At 65.2% G+C, this 24,028-nt stretch carries 24 protein-coding genes and 1 riboswitch; of the genes, 2 read left to right on the forward strand and 22 right to left on the reverse strand.

The genetic code is table 11. The features are described 5' to 3' along the window. Nucleotides 1-33 precede the first annotated feature (33 nt). Nucleotides 34-1,122: an ABC transporter substrate-binding protein gene (locus IDH44_RS13130; RefSeq protein WP_223869642.1), complete on the reverse strand. Its 1,089-nt coding sequence runs from the start codon at nt 1,120-1,122 to the stop codon at nt 34-36. A gap of 149 nt (nt 1,123-1,271) precedes the next feature. Beyond that, nucleotides 1,272-1,382, reverse strand: a riboswitch (TPP riboswitch). A gap of 84 nt (nt 1,383-1,466) precedes the next feature. Beyond that, the gene (locus tag IDH44_RS13135; RefSeq protein WP_223869643.1) at nt 1,467-2,741 is read right to left on the reverse strand and encodes a DUF2515 family protein; all 1,275 of its coding nucleotides are present in this window, start codon (nt 2,739-2,741) and stop codon (nt 1,467-1,469) included. A 166-nt stretch (nt 2,742-2,907) separates the two neighbouring features. Here IDH44_RS13135 and IDH44_RS13140 point away from each other — a divergent pair, with 166 nt between their 5' ends. Then, nucleotides 2,908-3,588 carry an SOS response-associated peptidase gene (locus IDH44_RS13140; protein ID WP_190918320.1) on the forward strand — a complete coding sequence of 227 codons (681 nt, stop codon included), beginning with the start codon at nt 2,908-2,910 and terminating at the stop codon, nt 3,586-3,588. Between the two features lie 95 nt (nt 3,589-3,683). Here the strand turns inward: IDH44_RS13140 and IDH44_RS13145 are convergent, their stop codons facing one another. The 5 genes from IDH44_RS13145 to IDH44_RS13165 form a co-directional block, all read right to left on the reverse strand. Then, entirely contained in the window at nt 3,684-3,971 is a 288-nt protein-coding gene (locus IDH44_RS13145; RefSeq protein ID WP_190918321.1) for a stage VI sporulation protein F, read from the reverse strand. Between the two features lie 72 nt (nt 3,972-4,043). Then, the gene (gene recG, locus IDH44_RS13150; RefSeq protein WP_190918322.1) at nt 4,044-6,104 is read right to left on the reverse strand and encodes an ATP-dependent DNA helicase RecG; all 2,061 of its coding nucleotides are present in this window, start codon (nt 6,102-6,104) and stop codon (nt 4,044-4,046) included. A 5-nt stretch (nt 6,105-6,109) separates the two neighbouring features. Further along, nucleotides 6,110-6,970 (reverse strand): DegV family protein, encoded by an 861-nt coding sequence (locus IDH44_RS13155; RefSeq protein WP_190918323.1) that lies wholly within the window; start codon nt 6,968-6,970, stop codon nt 6,110-6,112. A gap of 18 nt (nt 6,971-6,988) precedes the next feature. Beyond that, the gene (locus tag IDH44_RS13160; protein ID WP_190918324.1) at nt 6,989-8,755 is read right to left on the reverse strand and encodes a DAK2 domain-containing protein; all 1,767 of its coding nucleotides are present in this window, start codon (nt 8,753-8,755) and stop codon (nt 6,989-6,991) included. 15 nt (nt 8,756-8,770) lie between these two features. Then, nucleotides 8,771-9,130, reverse strand: a complete 360-nt coding sequence (locus tag IDH44_RS13165; RefSeq protein ID WP_190918325.1) for an Asp23/Gls24 family envelope stress response protein — start codon at nt 9,128-9,130, stop codon at nt 8,771-8,773. 331 nt (nt 9,131-9,461) lie between these two features. Between IDH44_RS13165 and rpmB the strand changes: the two genes are divergently transcribed. Further along, nucleotides 9,462-9,650 (forward strand): 50S ribosomal protein L28, encoded by a 189-nt coding sequence (rpmB, locus tag IDH44_RS13170; protein WP_190918327.1) that lies wholly within the window; start codon nt 9,462-9,464, stop codon nt 9,648-9,650. Between the two features lie 97 nt (nt 9,651-9,747). On the opposite strand, the gene spoVM is transcribed toward rpmB, so the two are convergent. The 15 genes from spoVM to remA all read right to left on the reverse strand — a co-directional run bounded on the left by spoVM (nt 9,748) and on the right by remA (nt 24,026). Next, the gene (spoVM, locus tag IDH44_RS13175) at nt 9,748-9,828 is read right to left on the reverse strand and encodes a stage V sporulation protein SpoVM (protein WP_036709866.1); all 81 of its coding nucleotides are present in this window, start codon (nt 9,826-9,828) and stop codon (nt 9,748-9,750) included. 151 nt (nt 9,829-9,979) lie between these two features. Continuing rightward, a complete protein-coding gene (locus IDH44_RS13180; RefSeq protein ID WP_190918329.1) occupies nt 9,980-10,423 on the reverse strand; it encodes a hypothetical protein in 444 nt (147 codons plus the stop codon). Then, the gene (gene rpe, locus IDH44_RS13185; RefSeq protein ID WP_190918331.1) at nt 10,416-11,081 is read right to left on the reverse strand and encodes a ribulose-phosphate 3-epimerase; all 666 of its coding nucleotides are present in this window, start codon (nt 11,079-11,081) and stop codon (nt 10,416-10,418) included. The genes IDH44_RS13180 and rpe overlap by 8 nt, the downstream gene beginning before the upstream one ends. Nucleotides 11,082-11,085: 4 nt before the next feature. After that, nucleotides 11,086-12,015, reverse strand: coding sequence for a ribosome small subunit-dependent GTPase A (gene rsgA, locus IDH44_RS13190; RefSeq protein ID WP_397326774.1), 930 nt, complete (start codon nt 12,013-12,015; stop codon nt 11,086-11,088). After that, nucleotides 11,999-14,194, reverse strand: a complete 2,196-nt coding sequence (pknB, locus tag IDH44_RS13195; RefSeq protein WP_190918333.1) for a Stk1 family PASTA domain-containing Ser/Thr kinase — start codon at nt 14,192-14,194, stop codon at nt 11,999-12,001. Before pknB ends, rsgA begins: the two co-directional genes overlap by 17 nt. A gap of 7 nt (nt 14,195-14,201) precedes the next feature. After that, complete coding sequence (locus tag IDH44_RS13200) at nt 14,202-14,951, reverse strand: Stp1/IreP family PP2C-type Ser/Thr phosphatase (RefSeq protein WP_397326775.1); 750 nt, start codon at nt 14,949-14,951, stop codon at nt 14,202-14,204. A 13-nt stretch (nt 14,952-14,964) separates the two neighbouring features. After that, nucleotides 14,965-16,011 carry a 23S rRNA (adenine(2503)-C(2))-methyltransferase RlmN gene (gene rlmN / locus IDH44_RS13205; RefSeq protein WP_190918337.1) on the reverse strand — a complete coding sequence of 349 codons (1,047 nt, stop codon included), beginning with the start codon at nt 16,009-16,011 and terminating at the stop codon, nt 14,965-14,967. Nucleotides 16,012-16,180: 169 nt separating this feature from the next. After that, entirely contained in the window at nt 16,181-17,587 is a 1,407-nt protein-coding gene (gene rsmB / locus IDH44_RS13210) for a 16S rRNA (cytosine(967)-C(5))-methyltransferase RsmB (RefSeq protein ID WP_190918338.1), read from the reverse strand. Next, nucleotides 17,584-18,537, reverse strand: coding sequence for a methionyl-tRNA formyltransferase (fmt, locus tag IDH44_RS13215; protein WP_190918340.1), 954 nt, complete (start codon nt 18,535-18,537; stop codon nt 17,584-17,586). The genes rsmB and fmt overlap by 4 nt, the downstream gene beginning before the upstream one ends. 4 nt (nt 18,538-18,541) lie before the next feature. Next, nucleotides 18,542-19,033, reverse strand: a complete 492-nt coding sequence (gene def / locus IDH44_RS13220) for a peptide deformylase (protein ID WP_190918342.1) — start codon at nt 19,031-19,033, stop codon at nt 18,542-18,544. A gap of 50 nt (nt 19,034-19,083) precedes the next feature. Beyond that, entirely contained in the window at nt 19,084-21,612 is a 2,529-nt protein-coding gene (gene priA, locus IDH44_RS13225) for a primosomal protein N' (protein ID WP_190918344.1), read from the reverse strand. Next, nucleotides 21,609-22,847 (reverse strand): bifunctional phosphopantothenoylcysteine decarboxylase/phosphopantothenate--cysteine ligase CoaBC, encoded by a 1,239-nt coding sequence (gene coaBC / locus IDH44_RS13230; RefSeq protein WP_190918346.1) that lies wholly within the window; start codon nt 22,845-22,847, stop codon nt 21,609-21,611. The genes priA and coaBC overlap by 4 nt, the downstream gene beginning before the upstream one ends. Nucleotides 22,848-22,910: 63 nt before the next feature. Then, on the reverse strand, nt 22,911-23,120 hold the full coding sequence (rpoZ, locus tag IDH44_RS13235) for a DNA-directed RNA polymerase subunit omega (protein WP_190918347.1): 210 nt from the start codon (nt 23,118-23,120) through the stop codon (nt 22,911-22,913). 15 nt (nt 23,121-23,135) lie between these two features. Continuing rightward, entirely contained in the window at nt 23,136-23,753 is a 618-nt protein-coding gene (gene gmk / locus IDH44_RS13240) for a guanylate kinase (RefSeq protein ID WP_190918349.1), read from the reverse strand. A gap of 12 nt (nt 23,754-23,765) precedes the next feature. Continuing rightward, nucleotides 23,766-24,026: an extracellular matrix/biofilm regulator RemA gene (gene remA, locus IDH44_RS13245; protein ID WP_020615370.1), complete on the reverse strand. Its 261-nt coding sequence runs from the start codon at nt 24,024-24,026 to the stop codon at nt 23,766-23,768. Nucleotides 24,027-24,028 lie beyond the last annotated feature (2 nt).

Below are 24,028 nucleotides of genomic sequence, written 5' to 3' on the forward strand. Positions count from 1 at the left end.
CCCCGCTTCAAGCCTCAAGTGAGCGTGAACCTATTATTGCGGCAAGTAGTCGTTCGTAAATGCGGCATCGACGTCGAGCTCTTGCTCCAGCAGCTCATGCTCGAACATCCAGTCGGCATATCCCGCCCAGACGTCGCGGCTCTGCTCGCCCCAACGCGGCGCATCGTCCTGATAGCGCGGGCTCAGCCACTCCTGGCTGGCGCGCACCAGCTCGGCGTTGAGATCCGGCTCTGCCGCGATCAGCACCTCGGCGGCGTCGGCCGGATGATCGATTGCGTACTGATAGCCCTGCGCCGCGCCGGCGACGAATGCTTGTACAATGTCCGGGTTGTCCTGGATCAGATCCTCGTTGGTGACGAGCACCGGCGTATAATAATCCAGCTTGTCGCTGTAGTCGGTCAGATAGACGACGTTCAGCTCCTCGCCCTTCAGCTCCGCCTCCACGCCTGTCCAGGCGTAGTAGATCCAGGCAAAGTCGATGTCGCGCTTGACCGCCGTGAAGAAGTCGGCGTTGCCGATATTGACGATATTTACCTTGCTGTAATCGGCCTCCACCTCTTGCATCAGCGATTCGATTACCGCCGCGTCGATCGGCGAACCCCAGCCGCCGTAGGTCATGCCCTCAAAGTCGGCCGGCGTCTCGATCTGCTTGTCGACCGGCGAAGCAAAGCCCGACGTATTGTGCTGAATCACTGCCGCCAGCGAGACGAGCGGTACGCCGTTGACTCGCCCTTGCGTGACCCCCTCCTGGTAGCTCACGCCGAATTCGACGTCGCCGGTGGCGACCATCGTATCCGCGTTGCCCTCTCCCGGTTGCATAATCTCGACCTCCAGCCCCTGCTCCGCAAAAAAGCCTTTGTCGCGGGCGACGTACAGCCCGGTATGGTTCGTATTGGGCGTCCAGTCGAGCACGACGCGCACCGGCGTCAGTCCCTCTCCGTCCTCGCCGGAGCCCGCGTTTTGGTTATTCGCCTCGGTGTTGCCGCCTCCGGCATTCGCGCCGTTGCTTGCCGTAGCGCCGTTGTTCGCTGCGTCGCCGTTGTCCGAGCTGCAGGCCGCCGCCAGCAGCAGCAGCGCCAGCGCCAGCATGGCGAGCACGCGCCGTCTTGCGATGTGATGCATGATGTCTTTCCCCTTCCCCAATCCAATAATCGTAGTGCCAACAAAAAAATCGAAGAGCCAACAAAAAAACGCCCTCCCGATCCGGAGGACGCTGTGCGTTCACATGATGCAGCTCGCACCGCATGCCGCCTATACGGCAACACAAGGGCGCGGACTGTCCCGCTCATTCCTACGCTGGCATTATCCAGATCAGGTCAAGGGTCGGTATCGTTCACGGGATACCCTCTCAGCCGGCCTCTCCAGCTCCCCTGGAATTGCGATTCAATTGTCGGTTCCCCTATTATAGCAGACCGCGTGAAAAATACAATGCCCCTTCGAAGGCAAACAGACGCCTAAGCAAGGCTTCAATCCGGAGGCCGCTTCAGCCGTCGTGCGGCATCCGCCGCCGTCTCCAGCTTATTGAGCGCGAAGCCGTACTCATTGGTAAGCTCGTAGGAATGCGGCCGCCGCACCCCCCGCATATGCCGAACAACCGAAGGCGCGTCTGCGAACCAGTCGCCCGGCTCGGCGGTCGCGACCGGACGGTCCGGCCAAGCCGCGCAGAGCGGAGGACTGCACAACAGCGCGGCCCCGCGCCGCAGTCGTCCGCGATGGATGCGATCCGCAGGCGCGGCCGGTGCGGCGGGAGGCCGTGCGGCGCGGAACAGCCGCGGCGCGTAATCGGCGCGAGAGCCGGTATGCGGCATGCGGCGGGCAAAGGCGAGCGCGCCCGCGTGCACCGCCGGCACGCCGAACAGCAGCGCGTAGAGGCGCTTGCCGAAGCCAATGCGCTCGCTCAGGTCGGAGAAATCCTCCAGCACAAGGCCGGCGAGCCGCAGCCGACCGTCCGGCTCCCCATACGGAAACAGCACCAGATTGAGCTGAGCCGGCCCTTGCAGCGCAAAAAAAGGCTGGTCCAGCACCTCGTGGCGGAATGCGGCATTGCGCACGACGCGGCCCTCGATGAAATGCTGCTCGTTGACAATCAGCGCCAGCGCCAGCGGCACCGGATCGCGCAGCCGCCAGAACTGCTCCCACACCGGCCCCATGAAGCGCGACACGCCCAGGTCAGGCAATAGATGCGCGAGACAGCGGCCGCGAGACAGCGCCGCCTCGTACAGCAGCAGCTGCGGATAAGCGTCGCCAAAAATTAACGCATTGGCGCGTTCGAGCATGGCGAATACGGCCGCGCGCTGCGGCGCATCGAGCAGCGCCGGCAGCAGCTCGCCGGCCAGATCGGTCATGTTCCAGCCGCCGTTGCGCGAGACCAGATGCGCCAGCAGCGCCCAATGCAGCTCCGGGCAGCGCTCGTACACCGCCAGATAGGCGGCGGTGCGGGTGACGTTGTTGCGATTGGCTGCGGCCGTCGCTTCCCGGATCTGTCGCAGCAGCAGACGCTCCGCCGCGGTCGGACCTGCTCCATCCGCCTGCTGCCCTTGCGCGAGCCGACCCCAGCGCTGCTCCAGCTCGCGCACTGCCGATGCGCGCAGCCGCGGCGCGCGGCCCGCGGCGGCGAGCCGCCGCGATACCGCCCAGCCCCGCGCCTTGCCTACTGCATAGTGCAGGGCGTCCTCCGGCAGCTGTGCGAGCCTTGCGAGGGCGCTCCGCATACGCCCGGAAGAGCGCGCATCTATTGTCATACAACCCCCCCCTGTCCGTTCCTTGGAGCACTCCCACTTTCAGTTGCTCCGGCGCCTTTGCGCCGCACGTCCGGCATTGCTCCCAGTATGCCTCATCCGCGGGTGGTTTCATACGAGGGGCCGGCGCGTTATACTGGAGTCAGATCCATGAAGGAGGCATCGCGATATGTGCGGACGCTTCACCCTGGTCATCTCGCTCGAAGAGCTGATTCGCTACTACGACATTGACAGCAGCGCGCTGGACGCGCTCGCTCCACGCTACAATATTGCCCCGACGCAGCAGGTGCCCGCCCTCATCGACGACGGTCGCGGCCGCCGGCTCGGTACGCTGCGATGGGGGCTCGTGCCCGTCTGGGCCAACGACGAGCGGATCGGCAGCCGCATGATCAACGCGCGCTCGGAGACGGCGGCGGCCAAGTCCGCCTTTCGTGAGGCGCTCGCGCGCAGACGCTGCCTGATCCCGGCGGACGGCTTCTACGAATGGCAAAAAACCGACGCCGGCAAGCAGCCGATGCGCATCGTGCGCAAAGGCGGCGGGCTGCTCGGCCTGGCCGGCTTGTACGAGGTCTGGAGGGCGCCGGACGGCCGCAAGGTGCCGACCTGTACGATCCTGACGACCGCGGCCAACAACCTGATGGCGCCGATCCACGACCGGATGCCGGTCGTCATTCCCGAGCCGCAGACCGCGCGCTGGCTCGACCGGACTCTCCGCGATCCGGCCGAGCTGACCGCTCTCATGCAGCCGCTGCCGAGCGAGGAGCTCGAGGCGTATCCGGTGGATCGCGCCGTCGGCAATGTCGCCAATGACGAGCCGCGCCTGATCGAGCCGCGCGGTCCGAAGCGGTAATAGTCGCACCAAGTCGCCCGCTCCGGCGCTCAAGCCCGCGGATTCCGCCCCAAAAAAAATGGCCGCCCGGCGAACCGGACGGCGCTGCGGGGGGACTAACGAAACTTGCCCCACAATTTCAGCAAATGAAACGTATTGTTCGGATCGATCTTCTGGGCGACTACGAAGTTGATAATCTGCGTCTCCTGCGTCTCCGTCAGCGGCTCGCTCAGCGTATGGGCAGCCGCGCGGACGAGCCGGCGCACCTTCGCACGATCCTGCAGATCGTGCTTCGTCACGCCTTCCAGCTGCTGCTTGATGCGCTCCTTGACAGCCGGATGCTTCATCTTCGTCTTGACCCGAGCCACCAGCTCGGGACTGATGCCATACTTTTGATAGCTCATGCCGGGGCACCTCGCTTTACTTGGTCTGCTGGGCAACTGTACCACTATATGCCCGGCCCGGCAGGAATTTGCCTAATCCAGCACGTCCCCTTCAAAAATTTGCGCACGCGATAGCCGCTCGCGCAGCGGCGCGTACGTCTCATCCCGCCAAAAATCGGCGCGCCCGACCAGCTCCGCCGCGTCGTCGCGCGCCGTCTCCAGCACGCCGAAGTCGCTGGACATGTCCGCCAGTCGGAACTCCGGCAGGCCGCTCTGCTTGGTCCCGAAAAAGTCGCCCGGACCGCGCAGCTCGAGATCGCGGCGCGCCACCTCGAAGCCGTCGTCCGTTTCCGTCATTACTCGCATCCGCTCCTGACCGGTCTCCGACTTGGGATCGGCGACCAGCACGCAATACGACTGATGAGCGCCCCGTCCGACGCGCCCGCGCAGCTGGTGCAGCTGCGAGAGGCCGAAGCGCTCCGCGTCCATGACGACCATCAGCGTCGCGTTCGGCACGTCTACGCCGACCTCGACGACCGTCGTCGAGACGAGCGCGTGCAGTTCGCCCGCTCCGAAGGCGCGCATCGCCTCCTCCTTCTCCGCCGCGCTCATGCGTCCGTGCAGCAAGCCGATCCGCAGATCGGGGAACGCTTGCTGGATCTGCACATGCACATCGATCGCATTCTGCACGTCCAGCTTGTCCGACTCCTCGATGAGCGGACAGATGATGTAGGCTTGCCTGCCGGCAGCAGCCTCGCGCCGAATGAACCCGAGCACCCGGTCCATCAGCTCGTGCTTGACCCAATACGTGCGGATCGGCCGGCGTCCCTGCGGCCGCTCGCGAATCGTGCTGACGTCCATATCGCCGAAGGCGGTAATCGCCAGCGTGCGCGGGATCGGCGTCGCCGTCATTGTCAGCACGTCGGGATTCATGCCTTTGCGCCGCAGGATGCTGCGCTGGCTCACGCCAAAGCGGTGCTGCTCGTCGGTCACAACGAGCCCGAGACTGCGGAACGCCACATCCTCCTGGATCAGCGCATGCGTGCCGACGACGATATCGGTCATGCCCATCTGAAGGCCGGCCAGCGCGTCCCGACGCCTGCGCGCCGGCATGCCGCCCACGAGCAGAGCGACCTCGATACCGAGCGGCGCGAACAGCCCCTGCAGCGAGCGCAGATGCTGCTCGGCCAGGATCTCCGTCGGCACCATCAGCGCCCCTTGATGCCCGGACTTCACAGTCGCGAACAAGGCGATCGCGGCGACGACCGTTTTGCCCGACCCGACATCGCCCTGCAGCAGCCGGTTCATGGCGTACGGCTCGCGCATATCGCGCAGGATTTCGTTGGTGACCTTCTTCTGCCCGTCGGTCAGCTCGAACGGCAGCGCGGCGGCGAAGGCCAGCACCGCCTCGTTGTCGATCGCATGCGCCACCCCGTCCATGCGGCTGCGCGTCACCTGACGATAGGCGTGCAGCTTGAGCTGGAACAAAAACAGCTCCTCGTAGACGAGGCGCCGCCGCGCCTCCTGTCCCTCCCGCGTGTCCTCCGGCGTATGAATGCGCCGGATCGCCTCGCGGCGCGCCATCAGGCGATGACGGGTCAGCAGGTCGCCGGGCAGCACCTCCTCGATATACCCGCCGAGCTGCTCCAGCGCCTGCTCGATGCAGCGCCGCATCCAGCTCTGCGTCAGCGAGCCGGTGATCGAGTAGACCGGCTGCAGCGAGCCCGCGCGGCCGCCCGCCTTGTCCGCGAATTCGGATTCGGTGACGGTCAGCTGCTTGCGGCGCTGATCCCACTTGCCGGTGAGCACGATCTCCCGACCGACGGTCAACTGGTCCTTGAGGAAGGCGCGGTTGAACCAGACCGCGGTGACGAGCCACCGCTCGATCGTGACCCGGCAGGAGAGCCGCGCCTTGCCGCGCCCGTAGCGCTGTAGCGCGGGTACGCTCATCACGGTGCCCTGCACCGTGATTTTCTCCCCGTCCTTCACCTCGGTCAGATTGCGGATGCGATAATCCTCGTATCGGAACGGATAATATTCGAGCAGATCGGCTGCCGTCGCAATGCCAAGGGCGTGCAGCGCTTCCGCTTTCGAAGCGCTCACGCCCTTGAGCTTGCCGACCGGCAGCGCATGCAGGTCCGGCGTTGTCGTCATCGCATTCACATCCTGGACATAAAAATAGCGGCGGTGCCGGGGCCGACATGGGTGCCGATCACCGCGCCGAGCTCGGTATAGATCGTCTCCTGCACATTGAAATGGGACCCGATCAGCGCATCCAGCTGCGTCGCCGCGCCGCGCGACTGGGAGTAGGCATAGACCGCCCGGACCGGCTCCTCCGCCGCAAAATCGCGGCGCAGCAGATCGACGATGCGCTGCATTGCTTTCTTGGTCCCGCGCACCTTGTCCACCGGCGCCACGACGCCCTCTCCGTCAATCGTCAGGATCGGCTTGATGTTCAGGATCGTGCCCAGCAGCGCGGAGGCCTTGCCGATCCGCCCGCCCTTCTGCAAATATTCCAGCGTGTCGACCAGAAAATACAGCCGCTGCTGCTCGTGCAGCTGCTCCGTGGCGGCGATGATCTGCTCGCGCGTGCTGCCGGCCTGCGCCATCTCGGCGGCCAGCACCACGAGCTGGCCGAAGCCGTAAGAGGCCGACTTGGTGTCCACAATCGTCAGATCCGCGTCCTGCTCCATCAGCGATTGAGCCAGCACGGCCGATTGATAGGTACCGCTGAAGGCCGAGGACAGGTGATACGACACGATCGCCGTGCCCGGCCGCTCCCGCAGGATGCGCTCGTACGCCTCCACGAACTCGGCGGGCGACGGCTGCGACGTCGTCGGCAGCGCCGAAGAAGCGGCCAGCCGCGTGTAGAAGGCATCAGGCTCAATCGTGACCCCGTCCAGGAACACCTCGTTGCCGAAATGCACCTTGAGCGGCACCATCTCGATCTGCAGCCGCTCGCGCAGTTCACGGGGAATATCCGCCGTGCTGTCCGTCACAATCGTCACGCGTTGATCCAAGCTAAGCTCCCCCTTTCGCTATTCGACGGCGAACACATACGGATACAGCGGCTGTCCGCCTTGATGAATCTCCAGCTCGAGCTCGGGAAAGGTCGCCCGGGCCCATTGCTCCAGCTCCGCCGTCTCGCGCTCGTCCGAGCCTTCGCCCGTAAGCACGGTGAGCAGCTCTCCGTCGTCGCCGATCATGCGCTGCAACAGATCGCGGCAGGCCGTCTGCAGCTGCGGGGCGGCGGCGACAATCGTCTTCTCTTCGATGCCGATATAGTCGCCTTCGCTGATGATCAGCTCGCCCAGCACCGTGTCGCGAACTGCCTTCGTCACTTGCCCGGAGCGAACCTGCTCTCCCGCTTGCCGCATGTAAGCCGCGTTGCGCTCCGGCGTCTCGTCGTCCCGAAAGGCCAGCAGCGCCGCCAATCCTTGCGGAATCGTCTTGGTCTCGATGACCGTGACGCTGCGCCCGCTCAGCTCGGCGGCCTGCTGCGCCGCCAGGATGATGTTGCCGTTATTGGGCAGCAGGAAGATATGCGCTGCGGAGAGCGATTCGATCGCCTGTACGAAGTCCTCGGTGCTCGGATTCATCGTCTGGCCGCCCGAGAGCACGACATCGACGCTATTGTCCAGAAAAATGCGGCCGATTCCCTCGCCCATCGCCACGCCGATCATGCCGTACGGCGCCAGCTCATGCGCCTGCGGCGTCCGCTCCTGCACCGGGGAACCGGCGAGCAGCTCCGGCAGCGCGTCCGCCAGCTCACGCTCGGCGTCGCCGACCGGTATCGCCGCTACCGCCGCCGCGTCGTCGGCGCTGGCGGCGCCCAGCAGCTCGCGATGCTGGTCGCGCATATTGAGGATGTGTATGTCCGTCAGCTCGCCGTACGGGAGCGCCAGATTGAACACGTCGCCCGGCTTGCTGGAATGGACATGCACCTTAATCCGATCCTCGTCGGCGATGACGACGACCGAATCGCCGTCCTTGGCGAGCGATCTGCGCAGCAACTGCTCGTCGAAGCGAATACCCGAGGCGGACTGACGCCGGCGATCGATGACGAATTCCATGTCGTACGGGTACCGAATGTCCGCGGTGGCCAGCCGCGCCTGGGCCGCGCCGATTGCCGGCCGCGCAGCGGTCGCGGCGGGCCGGATCGGCGCGTATTCGGGATCCAGCTCGTCCGCTCCGGAGAGCGCCATCAGGAAGCCTTCGTAGATGTAGACCAGTCCCTGACCGCCCGAATCGACGACGCCGACCTGCTTCAGGACCGGCAGCTGCTGCGGCGTGCGGGCGAGCGCCTCGCCCGCTTTGCGGTGGACCTCGTCCATCAGCGCAGTGACGTCCGGCGTACGCCGCGCAATCGCGACCGCATGCTTGGCCGCCTCCTTGGCTACGGTGAGGATCGTGCCTTCGACCGGCTTGACGACCGCCTTGTACGCCATGTTCACACCTTGCTGGAGGGCCGTTGCCAGCTGCTCGGCATTCGCCTCGTCAAGTCCGCCGAGCCCCCGTGCGAAGCCGCGGAACAACTGCGACAGGATGACGCCGGAATTGCCGCGGGCGCCCATCAGCAGCCCCTTGGAGAACACCTCCGCGCTGCGGCCCAGGCCCTCGGCCGACCTGCCGGCCAGCTCCTTGGCACCGGCGCTCATCGTCAGGTCCATATTGGTACCCGTGTCGCCGTCGGGAACGGGGAATACATTCAGTGCGTTGACGTGGTCGGCTTTTGCGGCGAGCACGCGTGCCCCCTGGCTGACCATAGCTGCGAAATCGGCTCCAGAAATGAAGCGCTTACTCATTTTTCCGTTCCCCCCTTACCGAGATACACGCACACCCTGAACAAAGATATGGACGTGATCGACGCTCAGGCCGATGACCTCGTTCAGCACGTATTTGACTTTGGCTTGAATATTATGCGCCACCTCGGAAATTTTCGTGCCGTAGCTGACGATGATGTACAGATCCAGATGCAGCGCTTCGTTTTCACGCCGCACGACGATGCCTTTCGACAAATTCTCGCGGCCCAACAGCTCGGCGATGCCGTCCTTCAGCTGCTTGCGTGATGCCATGCCTACCAGTCCGTAGCAATCCATCGCCGCAGAACCTGCAAGAATGGAAACGACTTCGTCGTTGATGATAATCTTCCCCAGCTCGGTAGCTTGCTGCACAGGCATGGGACTCACTCCTTCTTTGATGAACACAAGGTTCGCACTACTCAACATTGTACTATAAAAAAAAGCGATATAGAAGTCTGGACGCGCGCTTGCGCCTGTAAGCGCCTGATTTTCCGGGGCGGACGCCGGTATTTGCGCGATTCTACCCGCTTTCGCTTAGATTTACCCCGTTTGGTGCACGGCGAAGCGGACCTAGCCCGGCGAGTCTGTGTTTTTGCGCTTTCGGGTCTAGCTTTTGGGAAGGGAATATGCTATGATATTGCAGTATGTTTTGTTCCGATATGGCCCGCAGGCTTTTTCGTTCAGCCTACGGCAAAGGAGGTGTACCGCAATGTCCCGCAAATGCATTATTACCGGTAAAGGTCCAAGCTCCGGCAACCATGTGTCCCATGCGAACAACAAAAATCGCCGCACGTGGGGAGCCAATGTGCAAAAAGTCCGCATTCTTGTCGACGGCAAGCCGAAGCGCGTCTATGTGAGCGCCCGCGCCCTGAAATCCGGCAAGTTGACGCGCGTATAGTCCCAGCCATAACAAAAAGCACCCGGCATGCGCATGCAGAGGTGCTTTTTTTGCGCGTTCGCAGACAGCAGACATTCGGAACGTGCTGCAAGCGAGGTCAGTTTTTTTGAAAGGTGTTCAGGACCGCCTTCACGAACCCGCCCAAAAACTTCGGCAACTTGATCGTATAAAATTTCATGCTCCATCCCTCCTTGGCCACGCGCTTCGAATTGTCCCGTCTGTGCCGCGCAAAACGCAAAAAGGTTACACGGGAGTCATTCCTCATGTAACCATCCTATGCGGGCCCGGATTGTCCTATTCCAGCGCGGACCACCCATCCTTGGCGCCAATCAAGGCGCCGCCGGCAGCTCGATCTGGCCTTGCACGATCAGCGCAAACGTGATCACCACGATCGCCAGACAGAAAAAAACGAGCGAGAGCGCCACAAAAATAACACGCTGCGATACTTTTTCAAAGCGACGGAAGAAGCGGATGCCGAGCAGCAGCGCCCCAAGCGAGAAGGCAAAGCGCAGCAGTCCAAGCCCGGTGAAGCTGGAGAATACGGCCAGCAGCGCACCGCAAACCATAGCGTACCCGGTGATCCAGAAAGCGTTCTTGAGCCTCGACGGCTGCGCGAACTCATCGTAGCCAGCCTCGCTGCCTTCGACCTTGGGACGATCCGGCGTCTCCTCGTCCTGGCCCGCCTCGGCGAGCGAGAGCGAGGTATCCGTACCGGCGGGCACGCGCTGCCCCTCGTCGGATGCGCGCGTCTCGCGCGAATCGCGCTCATGCACTGGCCTCACCTCCCGGGCGCAGGGCGTGGATCGCTGCCGCTCGGTCGGTCTCGCTGAAGACCGCGCTGCCTGCGACGAGCACATCGGCTCCGGCCGCTCGAATCAGCGGAGCGGTCTCGGCATTGATGCCGCCATCGACCTCGATCAGCACCTCATCGCGGCCCCGCTCGCGCAGCAACCGGCGCAGCTGACGCACCTTGTCCGCCGAATGCGGGATGAACTGCTGCCCGCCAAAGCCGGGATTGACCGTCATGATGAGGATCAGATCGACATCATCGAGCACATGCTCCACCGCCGCCAGCGGCGTCGCCGGATTGAGCGCCACGCCGGCCGGCAGGCCCTGCTCCCGGATCATATGCAGCACGCGATGCAGGTGCACGCAAGCTTCGGCATGGACGGTGATGCGGTCCGCGCCCGCCTGGGCGAACTCGGCGACGGAGCGCTCCGGGTGCTCGATCATCAGGTGCACGTCCAGCGGGAGCTGCGTATGCGGGCGCACCGCCTGGACGACCATAGGGCCAAAGGTCAGATTCGGAACGAAATGGCCATCCATGACGTCGACATGGATCCAATCCGCGCCGCCCCTCTCGACATGGGCGATATCCTCCGCCAGCTTGGCAAAATCCGCCGAAAGGATCGATGGTGCGATGATGGACATGAATTCAATACCTCCGCTTTTTGTCTTTCAACTCTTCGACGAACAAGGCGTAATGGTCATATCGGCTATCGGCGATTGCTCCGGCCGCCTTCGCCTCCAGTACCGCGCAGCCGGGCTCGTGCAGATGCGTGCACCCGCGAAACCGGCAGTCGGAAGCATGCGCGCGCAGCTCGGGGAAGCACGTGTCCAGCTCCTCCACGCCCAGCTGTGCAAAATCGAGCTGACTGAAACCGGGCGTATCGGCGACATATCCATCGCCGCCGATCGCGATCAGCTCGACGTGCCGCGTCGTATGCTTGCCCCGGCCGAGCCGATTGCTAATCGCATTGGTCTCCAGCTCCAGCCCCGGCACCAGCCGATTGAGCAGCGAGGACTTGCCGACGCCGGACTGCCCGGCGAATACCGAGAGCCGCCCCTGCAAGCGCTGGAGCAGCGCATCGGCGCCGTCGCCGCGCAGGGCGCTGGTCGGATAGACGTCGTAGCCGAGCGGCGGATAGATGCGCAGCACGTCCGCCACCGCGCGCTCCGCCGCCGTATCCTGCAGGTCTTGCTTGCTCAGACAGATGATCGTCTCGAGTCCGGCATGCTCGATGTGGGCCAGGAACTTGTCCAGCAACTGGAGATTGAGCGTCGGCTCCGTCACTGCGAAGACGAGCACTGCCAGCTCGATGTTCGCCACCGGCGGACGCACGAGCACGCTGGAGCGCGGCAGCAGCTCGGTGACGGTCCCTTCGCCGTGCCCGTCCGGCAAGTAGTGTACAAGATCGCCGACCAACGGCGTCAAGCCTCTTTTTTTGAAAACGCCGCGCGCCCGGCATTGGATCGGCGTGTCGTCAGGCGCGCCCGACTCCGCCGCCCCGTCCGGCTGCACGTAGTAATAGCCGCTGAGCGCCTTGACGATGCGACCGGAGCGCAATTCAAGACTGTTGCTCATCGCCGCCTCCCGCCTGAGCGTCCGCGGACGTCGCATCCGCGCCGCCGTCGTCCGGGGCGTTCGGCTCATCGCCCGGATCGGCGCCGTCATCAGCCGGAGTGTCCTGCTCGGCATCGCCGTCCGCCGGCTCGTCGGGCGCGCCTTCTCCGTTGGCGCCGTCGTCCGGACCGCCTGTCGGCTCATCCGGCGGCGGTTCGTCGCTCGGTACGGTCTCGGTGAAGCCGCCGCCTCCCGCTTTGGCCTCGTCATAGGTGATCGACAGCGTATCCTTGAACGAGCCGTCGCGGTAGATGCTGACGAGCGCCTCGGTGTTGGGCGCCAGGACGACCTCTACATTGAACGACTGCCAGTCCTTGATCGTCCGTGTGCAACATTCGATTTTCTCGCCGCGTGCGTCGGTATATTCGATCCGAATGTCGCTGGATTCGCCGATCCGCGCCGGTGCGATCGAGAGATTGAACGTATAACGGATCGCTTCCTCCGGCAATCCGGAGCTCACCGTGATCGTCACTTCCTCGCCCTTGGTCACCATGTCGCCGGCCTTGTGCGGGAACTGATCGATGACCTCGCCCTCGGGCTTGTAGCTGGGCTGACGCTCGATGCCGCCGTTAGGCCCGGTCGTCAGACCGACTTCCTTGAGCCGTTGCAGCGCATCTTGCTCGGTGCGGCCGACGAGCTCCGGCATTTCGAACGGCTCCGGCCCCTGGCTGACGACGAACGAGAATTCCGCCGTATCCGGGTTGAACGGCTCTCCCGCCGCGAGCGACTGGGTGAGCACCGTGCCCGCCCCTTGCGCGCTGTATTCTTCGGTGCTCGTGATCCGTGCCTCGGCTACGCCGAGCGCGAGCAGCTGCGTCTTGACGTCGGCGAACCGCGCGCCCTCGTAGTTGTCCATGACTTCCATCTCCGGGCCTAGACTGACGAACAGCTTGACCAGCGCGCCCTGCTTGACGCGCATATTCTGCTTCGTCTGGTCGTAGACGACCCCCTCCTCGACCTCGTCGTGGACCTCGCGGATGATCGGCTCCTCGATCTTGAGTCCGACCGCCTCGAGCTCCTGCAGCGCCTGTTCCTCGGTCATGCCGATGACATAGGGGACATCCACCTCGTCGGTGTCGATAAGATTCAGCACCCACAGGAACCCGCCGACCAGCACGGCGAGCCCGATCAAGGTCGACAGGATCGCGATCAGCGGTCGCTTCGACCTGCCCTTCGGACGGGCTTCCTCTGCAGCGCCGGACTCCCGCGCTTCCCCGCTCTCGGCGGCTACCGCATGCGCGGCAGGACCGCGCAGCGCCGGCATGACGCGCGTCGCCTCGTGATCGATCCGGCCAAAGTCGGTCTTGGCCTCGTGCAGCCGTCCCGGCTGCAAGCACGATTCCAGATCGCGCATCATTTCGGCGGCCGAGCCGTAGCGCTCGTCGGCATTTTTGCGCATGGCGCGCAAAATGACATTCTCCACGCTCTGTGGAATCTCCGGATGCGTCGCCCGCGGCTCCTCGAATTCCTCCTGCAGATGCTTGAGCGCGACGCTGATCGGGCTCTCTCCGAGGAACGGCAGCTTGCCGGTGAGCATCTGGTACAGGACGATGCCGAGCGAATAGATGTCCGACTTCTCGCCCGTCATGATGCCCTTGGCATGCTCCGGAGAGAAGTAATGCACCGACCCGACGACCGAACCGGTCTGGGTGATCGTCGAAGAGGTCACCGCGCGGGCGATGCCGAAGTCGGTCACCTTGACGCGGCCGTTGTTGCCGATCAGGATGTTGTGCGGCTTGATGTCGCGATGCACGATCTGATTGTGATGCGCGTGATCGAGCGCGTCGCAGATCTGCAGCGCGATATGCACCGCTTCCTCGACCCGCAGCGGCGCACGCTCAAGGATGATCTCGTTGAGATTGCTGCCCTCGACGTACTCCATTACAATGTAGTGGGTATCGCCCTCTTGTCCGACATCGTAGACGCTGACCACGTTCGGATGCGAGAGCGAGGCGGCCGCCTGCGCTTCGCGGCGGAAGCGGCGCACGAATTCATCGTCGTCCACAAATTGCTGCCGCAGCACCTTGACGGCGACGTTGCGGCCCAGCAGCATATCCTGCGCCTTGTAGACGAGCGCCATGCCGCCGCCGCCGATTCTGGCCAGGATCTCGTAGCGGCCGGCCAATTCTTGTCCAATCATGCCCTTCTCACTCCTCTTGCTCCGTGACGGTGTCGCCGAGCAGCAGGACGACGGTAATGTTGTCGTCTCCTCCTGCCTGCAGCGCCAGCTCGACGAGCTGCTCCGCCTTGGCATCGAGATCCAGGTCGGACGCCTCCAGCGTCTGGACGATTTCCTGGTCGCTCACCATGTTGCTGAGTCCATCGCTGCACAGCAGCAGCATGCAGCCGGGCTGCCATGCAATCTCCTGCACGTCCGCCTCGACCTGCGGATCGGTGCCGAGCGCGCGCGTGAGCACGTTGCGGCGCGGGTGGACGGCCGCCTCCTCGGGGGTGATCTGACCGCTGCGAGCCAGCTCGCCGACCAGGGTGTGGTCCTCCGTGAGCTGGCGAATCTGCCCGCCCTCGATCAGGTAGGCGCGGCTGTCGCCGATATGTCCGACGACGGCATAATTGCGCTGCTGCAGCACCGCTACGACGGTCGTGCCCATGCTGTGATATTGCTCATTCTGGGAGGCCATATCGTAGACGATTCCGTTCGCCCGCTTCAGCGCCTCGGCTAGCCTCGCCTTGGCCTCATCGGGGGACACCTTCCCGCCGAACGACGCCAGCGACTCGCGGAACGCTTCGACCGCCAGCTCGCTGGCGACGTCTCCGGCCTGATGGCCGCCCATGCCGTCGGCCACGATCGCGACCGCGCCGCCGTCTTCGGCCAGAGACGCCCAGGCCCGGTCTTCATTGACCGTGCGGACGCGGCCGACATCACTTCGATACGCCATTAACAAGTTCGCTTCACCTCGCCTGGAATTCCATATGCTTCGCCCGCAGCTGTCCGCATGCCGCCTCGATGTCGTGCCCCTGCTCGCGGCGAATCGTGGCATTGACGCCTGCGCGCTCTAGGATGCGCTGGAATTCGAAGATGTCCTCGCGCGGCGTCCGGACATACTTGCGCTCCGGCACATGGTTAACCGGTATCAGATTGACGTGGCACAGCATGCCCTGCAGCACCTGCGCCAGCTCCTCGGCATGCTCCGGTCGGTCGTTGACGCCGCCGATCAGCGCATATTCGAAGGTAATGCGGCGGCCGGTCTTGGCCATGTAATAGCGCAGCGATTCCATCACCTCTTCGAACGGAAAGCGGCGGTTGACCGGCATCAGCTTGGAGCGGAGCGCGTCATTGGGGGCATGGATCGAGATCGCCAGATTGATCTGGGTGCCCTCGTCGGCGAACTTGTAGATGCTCGGCACGATGCCGCTCGTGGAGACCGTGATATGGCGCTGCCCGATATGCAGCCCCTTGTCATGAATCATGATCCGCAAAAAGTCCATCGTCGCCTCGTAGTTTTCGAACGGTTCGCCCGAGCCCATGATGACGATGCTGGAAATACGCTCGTCCGTCTCGTCGAGCAGCTGCTGGGCGGTGACGACCTGCGCGACGATCTCGCCGGCCGTCAGATTGCGCTTGAGGCCGCCCAATGTCGAAGCGCAAAACGTACAGCCGATCCGGCAGCCGACCTGCGTCGTCACACAGATGCTGTTGCCATAATTGTGGCGCATGACGACCGTCTCGATCGCATGATCATCGTGCAACCCGAACAAAAACTTGACCGTGCCGTCCTTGGATTCGAACTTGGTAATCTCGGACAGCGTCACGAAGCCGAACGCTTCCGCAAGACGAGCGCGCAGCATCTTGGGCAGATTGGTCATCTCCTCGAAGTCGCACACCCGCTTCACGTACAGCCAGTCGAAGAGCTGGTCCGCACGAAAGGCGGGCTGGCCCGCTTCGTTCATCCACTCGCGCAGCCGCTCGAGCGTATAGTCATATATGAAAGGTTTCACTCAAATCTCACCTGTCCGGCATAGAATTTCGGCCCTTGCCCGGATGCCTCGCGGGCAGACCATCGCTCTATTTTACCATAAACGGCACAGACCGACCACCGCAAGCGGCAAAGGCAGCTCGCCGCAGGGCGCTGGGTTTCATGTCGCCCTTAGCGCGGGCCGGGTCCGGTCAACGGCTTTTGCGCGTCAGACGCGCGATGAAAAAGCCGTCGCTGCCAAAGGTCTGCGGCAGCAGCTGCAGCATGCCGGCGAAACGCTCGGGCAGCGCCTGCGCCCGGCGCAGCGCTGCCAGCAGCGGCTCCGGCCACTGCGGATCGAGCGCGTAGTCCGGGTGGCGGGCCAAAAACGCCTCCACCTGGCGCTCGTTCTCCTCCGGCGCGATCGTGCACGTGCTGTAGACCAGTCGTCCGCCCACGCGCACGAGCGGCGCCGCCGCGTCCAGCAGCCGCTCTTGCAGCTTGGCCAATTCGGCGACGTCGGCGGGCGATTTCGTCCATTTGACCTCCGGCTTGCGGTGAATGACACCGAGTCCCGAGCACGGCGCATCGAGCAGCACGAGATCGAGCGAGCCGGGGGCGAAGCGCTCGCCCAGGGCCGCCGCATCGCCGCATACGGCCCGCACGCTCGTCAGCCCGAGGCGCTGGGCCTGCTGCTCGATGAGCCGCTGCTTGTGAGGATGCAGATCGTTCGCCCAGACAGTGCCGCGGTCGTCCATGAGCTCCGCCAGGTGCGTGCTCTTGCCGCCGGGAGCGGCGCAGCAGTCCAGCACCTCCATGTCCGGCTGCGGCTCGGCCGCCTCGGCGACCAGCATCGAGCCAATATCCTGGATGCTCCAGCGGCCCTCCCGATAACCGTCGCGATCCGCGAGATTGCCGGCGCCGCGCGCGATCAGGCCGGCTGGCGAAGCACCGGCCGGCGCCGCCTCGATCCCGCTCTCGCGCAGCCCCCGCTGCACGGCCTCGACCGTGCCGCGCCGCAGATTGACGCGGATGGAGGACGGGGGCGGACGGTTGCCTGCGGCGCAGATCGCCTCCGCCTCCTCCGCGCCGTATGTATCGATCCAGCGCCGCACGAGCCATTCGGGGTAGGAATGCGCGATGGCCAGCCGCTGCGCAGGCGCGCCGCCCTTCGGTGCCACCAGCTCTCCGCGCCGGCGCAGCGCGCTGCGCAGTACGCCGTTGACCATGCCGGCGATCCCGGCATGTCCGCGCCGCCGCGCCAGCGCCACCGCCTCGTTCACGACGGCGAAGTCCGGCACGCGATCGAGATAGACGAGCTGATAGAGGCTCAGCCGCAGCAGCAGGCGCACCCACGGCTCGAGCCGGTCCAGCCCCTTGGCCACGAAGCGGCCGAGCCAGTAATCCAGGGTCGCCTGACGCTGCAGCGTGCCGTAGACGAGCTCCGTCGCCAGCGCCGCATCCGGCCTGCTCAAGCCTGCCTGCTGCAGCGCCCGGCCGAGCTCGAGATTGCTGTACGCGCCCTCGCGCTCCACCCGCAGCAGCGTGTCCAGCGCCAGCTCGCGCGCGCCTGCCGCCGGCGCGCGCCGCCGTTTCGAACGATCGTCGCCGCGCGTCATGACGACGCCTCGCCGAGCATCGTGCCGGGCTCCAGCCCGGCGCCGCGCAGCCAGTCTGCGGCGGGCAACGCCTTGCGCCCGGCGGGCTGAATCTGCGTCAGCGCCAGCGCGCCGTCCCCGGTCTGCACGAGCAGGCTGCCGCGCGCCGTCTCCAGCACCGTGCCCGGCGCCACCTCGGGCGCCCCGGGCGCAGGCTCGGCGAGCTCGCACGCCCGTACCTTGAACACTTCGCCGTGCAGGTACGTGAACGCCCCGGCCATCGGCGAGAGTCCGCGCACCTGATTGCGAATCTGCTCGGCCGCGCGCGTCCAGTCGATGCGCTCGTCCTCGCGCGTCAGATTGGGCGCGTACGTCGCCTCGCGCTCGTCCTGGGGCTCCGCCCGGACGCTGCCGTCCAGCAGACGCGGCAGCGTCTCGCCCAGCAGACGCGCCCCGGCGTCGCTGAGCTTGGCGAACATCGTGCCCGAAGTATCCTCCGGTCCGATCGGCACTTCGGTGCGGCTGATCATGTCGCCGGTGTCGAGGCCTTCGGCCATGTACATGATGGTCACGCCGGTCACGGTCTCGCCGTTCATGATCGCCCGCTGGATCGGGGCGCCGCCGCGGTACTTCGGCAGCAGCGAGCCGTGCACGTTGATGCAGCCCAGGCGGGGCAGCTCCAGCACCGCCTTCGGGAGGAGCTGGCCGTAGGCCGCCGTCACGATCAGATCGGGCGCGAGCGCCTCCAGTCGCTCCAGCGTCTCGGCGCTCGTGCGCAGCTTCTCCGGCTGCAGCACCGGCAGCCCCAGCAGCAGCGCCGCTTCCTTGACTGGAGGAGCGGCGAGCTGGCGTTTACGGCCTTTGGGGCGGTCCGGCTGCGTGACGACCGCGACGATCTCGCATTTCATCTGCAGCAATTTTTTGAGCGAGGGGACGGCGAATTCCGGTGTGCCCATGAATACAATGCGCATCGGTTCACGCCCCGTCTTCGCCGGGCACCGGCTTGGCCTGGATCTCGTATACCCGTTCGGCAATATCGGTGAACAGCACGCCGTTGAGGTGGTCCACCTCGTGCTGGAACGCCCGCGCCAGGTAGTCCTCCGCTTCGACGGTCAGCGGCTGGCCGTCGCGATCCAGCCCCGCCATCTTGACGCGGAAGGCGCGCTTGACGTCCCCGTTGATGCCGGGAATGCTGAGGCAGCCCTCCGGTCCGAGCTGCTCGCCCTCGCGCTCGACGATCTCGGGATTGACCATTTCGATCAGTCCGTGCTCGTCGCCGATGTCGACGACGATAACGCGCTTGAGAATGCCGATCTGCGGCGCCGCGAGTCCGACGCCCTCGGCTTCGTACATCGTATCGGCCATATTACCCAGCAGCCTGTGCAGGCTGGCGTTGAATTTCGTCACTTCTTTGGCCCGCTCCCGCAGCACGGGATCGGGGTCTTTTACGATGATTCGGATGGCCATTGCCTTCCCTGCCTTTTTCGAGTAATTTGTATATACTTATGCCCGGCCGGCTACATGATGACCTGCGGATCGACATCGACGCTGAACAGCACCCGATCCGGGGCCGAGCCGGCAGTGAACGGCGCCAGCGCGTCGCGCAGCAGCTGGGCCGCGTCAAGGCTTCCCCGATATTTTATCATACATTGAAAACGGTAGCGATCCTTGAGCCGCGGGATCGGCGAGGCCACCGGCCCGAAGATCTCCAGCGCGCGCGGGCTGGCGCCGTCCAGCGGCGCGAGCACGCCCTCGCGCCCCGCCAGCTCGCGCAAAGCGGCCGCGAAGCGCTCGCCCTGCTCGACGAGCAGGGGCAGCTGCGGATGCGTCATCGTCACCAGCGCGAGCCGGCAATACGGCGGATACGACAGCAGCCGCCGGTGGCGCAGCTCCTGCTGGGCGAAGCCGGTGTAATCGTGACGCCGCGCCGCCTGGATCGAATAGTGCTCCGGGGCGTACGTCTGTACGACGACCTCGCCCGCCAGATGATGGCGGCCCGCTCGTCCGGCGACCTGGGTCAGCAGCTGGAACGTCTTCTCCGCCGCTCGAAAATCCGGCAGATTGAGCGAGGCGTCCGCCGCAATGACGCCAACCAGCGTCACATACGGAAAATCCAGCCCCTTGGCCACCATCTGCGTGCCGAGCAGCACATCGGCCTGGCGCGCGCCGAAGGCAGACAGCAGCTTCTCGTGCGCGCCCTTCTCCGTCGTCGTATCCACATCCATGCGAATGACGCGCACGCCCGGAAATAGCCTCGCCAGCTCCTCCTCGACGCGCTGCGTCCCGGTGCCGAAAAAACGGATATGCTCGCTCTCGCAGGACGGACAGGCCGTCGGCGCCGATTCGGCATGGCCGCAATAATGGCAGCGCAGCATGCGCGTCTTCTGATGATAGGTTAACGAGATGTCGCAATGCGGGCAGCCAGCCGTGTAACCGCAGGAGCGGCACATGACGAAGGTGGAATACCCGCGCCGGTTGAGCAGCAGCACCGCCTGCTCGCCCCGCTCCAGCCGCTCGGCCAGCGCGCTGCGCAGCCGCCGGCTGAACATCGAGCGATTGCCGGCCTCCAGCTCCAGCCGCATGTCCACCAGCTCCACCGGCGGCAGCGGCCGGCCCTGCACCCGCTCGCTGAGCGGCAGCAGCGCCCGCGCCGCTTCCGGTCCGCCCTCCGCGGCAGTGGCAGCGGGGCGCGCGGCCGTGGCGGCCACATAGCTCTCCAGCGAAGGCGTCGCCGAGCCGAGCACGACGACCGCGCCGTGCTGGCGCGCCCGCTTGATGGCGACGTCGCGCGCGTGATACTTCGGGCTTTCCTCCTGCTTGTAAGACGATTCGTGCTCTTCGTCGATGATGATGAGGCCGATTCGCTCGAAGGGCGCAAAAATCGCCGAACGCGCGCCGATCGCCACGCGCACGCGCCGCGCCTTGATCTTGCGCCACTCGTCGTAGCGCTCGCCGCCGGAGAGCCGGCTGTGCAGCACGGCTACATCGTCGCCGAAGCGCCCCTTGAACCGCTCCACCATCTGCGGCGTCAGCGCGATCTCCGGGACGAGCACGATCGCCTCGCGGCCGCGCGCGATGCTGCGCTCGATCGCCTGCAGATAGACCTCGGTCTTGCCGCTGCCGGTCACGCCCTGCAGCAGCAGCACGCGGCCGCGCGCCTCCTCCATCGCCGCGCAGATCTGCGCGTGCACCTCGGCCTGCGGCGCGGTGAGCGCGAGCGGCTCCGAGCGCGCGAAGCTGCGGCCGGCATACGGATCGCGGCCGACCTCGCGCTCGCGCAGCGCGAGCAGGTCCTTGTCGGCGAGCGCGCGCACGCTCCCGGCCGAGGCGCCGGTCTCGGTCAGCAGCTGCTGCAGCGCGATCGGCTCATCCAGCTCCAGCACGCGCGCGAGCAGCTCGCGCTGGCGTACCGCCCGCTGCGGGAGCTGCGCCAGCGCTTCCCGCGCCGCCTCCGGCCGCTCCGGCGGGTACACGGTGAGCACCTTGCGCACCTGCATCCGGTCGCGTAGCCGGGCGTGCTCGACGAGCGTCCCTTGACGGAGCGCAGCGCGAATCTGCCCGGCCGCCTCCGGATAGCGGTCCAGCAAGGTCGTCAGCAGGACGCCATGCCCCGCGCCGATGTAGGCCGTGACCGCTTCCGGCAGCGGCGATGGGCCGAGCAAGTCCGCTTGCTCCGCCACCTGTTCGGGACCTGCGAGCGCTACGACCCGCCTGGCCTTGCCGCGCAGCGCGCTCGGAATCATCGCCTGCAGCGCCGCCGTCCAGGTACAGCAATATTTCTCGCTCATCCAGCGCGCCAGCTCGACGAGATCGGATGCGAGCGGCGGCACCGGATCGAGCACCTCGGCCAGCGCCTTGAGCCGGCTCTCGTCCACCTCCGCCGAATCGGCGAAGCCGACGACGAAGCCCTGCAGCACGCGGCCGCCGAACGGCACCCCGACCCGGCTGCCGACCTCGACCCATTCCTGCATCGGGACCGGGACGAGATAATCGAACGGCCGGTCGGTCTTCCGACTCGGCACGTCGACGATGACCCGTGCGATCATTCGAGGGCCCCGCCCTCGTCGCCTCGCGCACCCGCTGCGCCGGCGGGCAGTCGAGCGGCAATCTCCTGCATGAGCCGCTCCGCCACCTCCCGCTTGGATAGCAGCGGCCAGGAGGCGACAAGGCCGCCGCCGTCATACAACTGCACGATATTCGTCTCGCCGTGAAAGCCCGCCCCCGCTTCGGCGACGTTGTTGGCGACGAGCAGATCGCAATTTTTGCGCTTCAGCTTGTCCAGCGCGTGGCGCTCGACGTCATTCGTCTCGGCCGCGAAGCCGACGAGATACTGGCCGCGCTTGCGCCGGCCCAGCTCCGCCAGGATGTCGGTCGTACGCTCCAGCTCGACGACGAGCCGCTCTTCCGTCTTTTTGAGCTTTTGGGCATGACGCTGCACCGGCCGGTAATCGGCGACCGCCGCCGCCTTGACGACGATCTCCATCTGCGCGTAGCGCTGCAGCACCGCCTCCGCCATCGCCTCTGCGGTCTCCGCACGGATCAGCTCTACGCCTGTCGGCGGCTGCGCCTGCGTCCGCGCCGCCACCAGCGTCACCTGCGCCCCCATGTCGCGCGCCGCCTCCGCGATCGCGAAGCCCATACGGCCCGAGGAGTCGTTGGTCAGGTAGCGCACCGGATCGATGCGCTCGACCGTGCCTCCTGCGGTGACGAGCACGCGCTTGCCCGCCAGCAGCTGCCTGCGGCCGAGCAGCCGCTCCAGCGCGAAGAGGATCGCCTCGGGCTCGGCCAGCCTTCCCTTGCCGACATAGCCGCAAGCGAGCTGACCTTCGCCCGGCTCGACGTAGCGGGCGCCCCGCTCCTCCAACACGCGCATGTTGTGCGCAGTCGCGGGATGGGCGTACATGTGCACATTCATCGCCGGTGCGATGAGCAGCGGCGCGGTCGTCGCCAGCAGGGTCGTGCTGAGCATGTCGTCGGCCAGGCCGTGCGCCAGCTTGGCGATCAGGTTGGCAGTGGCCGGCGCGATCACCACGGCGTCCGCGCGATCCGCCAGATCGATGTGCGAGACGACGGCGGGATTCTGCTCGTCGAACGTATCGGTGTACACCGGACGCCGCGAGAGCGTCTGCAGCGCGAGCGGCGTGATGAAGCGGGCCGCGCCCTCGGTCATGATGACGTCGACGCGAGCGCCCGCCTGCGTCAGCCGGCTCACGAGCGTCGCCGCTTTGTAGGCGGCAATGCCGCCGGTGACGCCGAGCAATATGGTCTTCCCTTGCAGCATAATCACCTGCACCTCCCGAAAAAAAATAACAACCGAGCCGGTTGTCATTAAAGGTATTGCTTTTTAGGCTTGCGCGGCAGGATCGGATTCGACAATAATCTGTTCGCTGTAGATTTCCTCCAGCGCCACGCCGACGTACTTGTGCGATTTCGGCTGCGGAAGCTCCGATTTGGCGCCGTCGCGCAGCATGCGCGCGCGTCTCGAGGCGGCGACAACAAGCGAATATTTGCTATCTACTTTTTTGACCAGCTCGTCAATGGACGGATATAACAATGCGGTTCACCTCGCTTACGCTTTTTCGGATGCGTGCTGCATCTGGGTAAATTCACTCAGGTAATGCTCCTTGCGGCAATGCTCGGCGACGATAATGCTCTCGATGCGGTGGCACGCCTGGTCGATCTCATCGTTGAGGACCGCATAATCGTAATGGCGCAGCAGGTTCATCTCCTCGACCGCGACGTTCATGCGGTGATCGATCGTGTCCACGCTCTCGGTGCCCCGCCCGGTGATGCGCTGCTTGAGCTCGTCGAGCGACGGCGGCAGCAGGAAGATGAACACGCCCTCCGGGAATTTCTCCTTCACCTTGAGCGCGCCCTGCACCTCGATCTCGAGAATGATGTCCTTGCCGGCGGCAATCGTGCGCTCCACAAAATCACGCGGCGTGCCGTAATAATTGCCGACATATTCCGCGTGCTCGAGCAGCATGTCCCGCGCGATCATATCCTGGAACTGCGCACGGGACTTGAAAAAATAATTGACGCCGTCCAGTTCGCCCTGCCGCGGCGTCCGCGTCGTCGCCGACACGGAGTAGACCAGCTCCGGCATGCGCCCGCGCAGCACGGAGCAGACGCTGCCCTTGCCTACCCCGGACGGCCCGGACAATACGATCAGCAATCCTTTTCTCATCCTACTCACCATCTATTCATCATGATCGTCGTCCTTGGTGGACAACCGGTGCGCCACCGTCTCCGGCTGTACGGCCGACAAGATGACGTGGTCGCTGTCCGTAATAATAACGGCCCGCGTGCGCCGTCCGTAAGTGGCGTCGATCAGCATGTGGCGATCGCGCGCCTCCTGGATAATCCGCTTGATCGGCGCCGATTCCGGGCTGACGATCGAGATGATGCGGTTGGCGGACACGATGTTGCCGAATCCGATGTTGATCAGCTTAATAGCCATGA

The sequence above is a fragment of the Paenibacillus sabuli genome, assembly GCF_014705605.1.
GTDB lineage: Bacteria > Bacillota > Bacilli > Paenibacillales > Paenibacillaceae > Paenibacillus_D > Paenibacillus_D sabuli.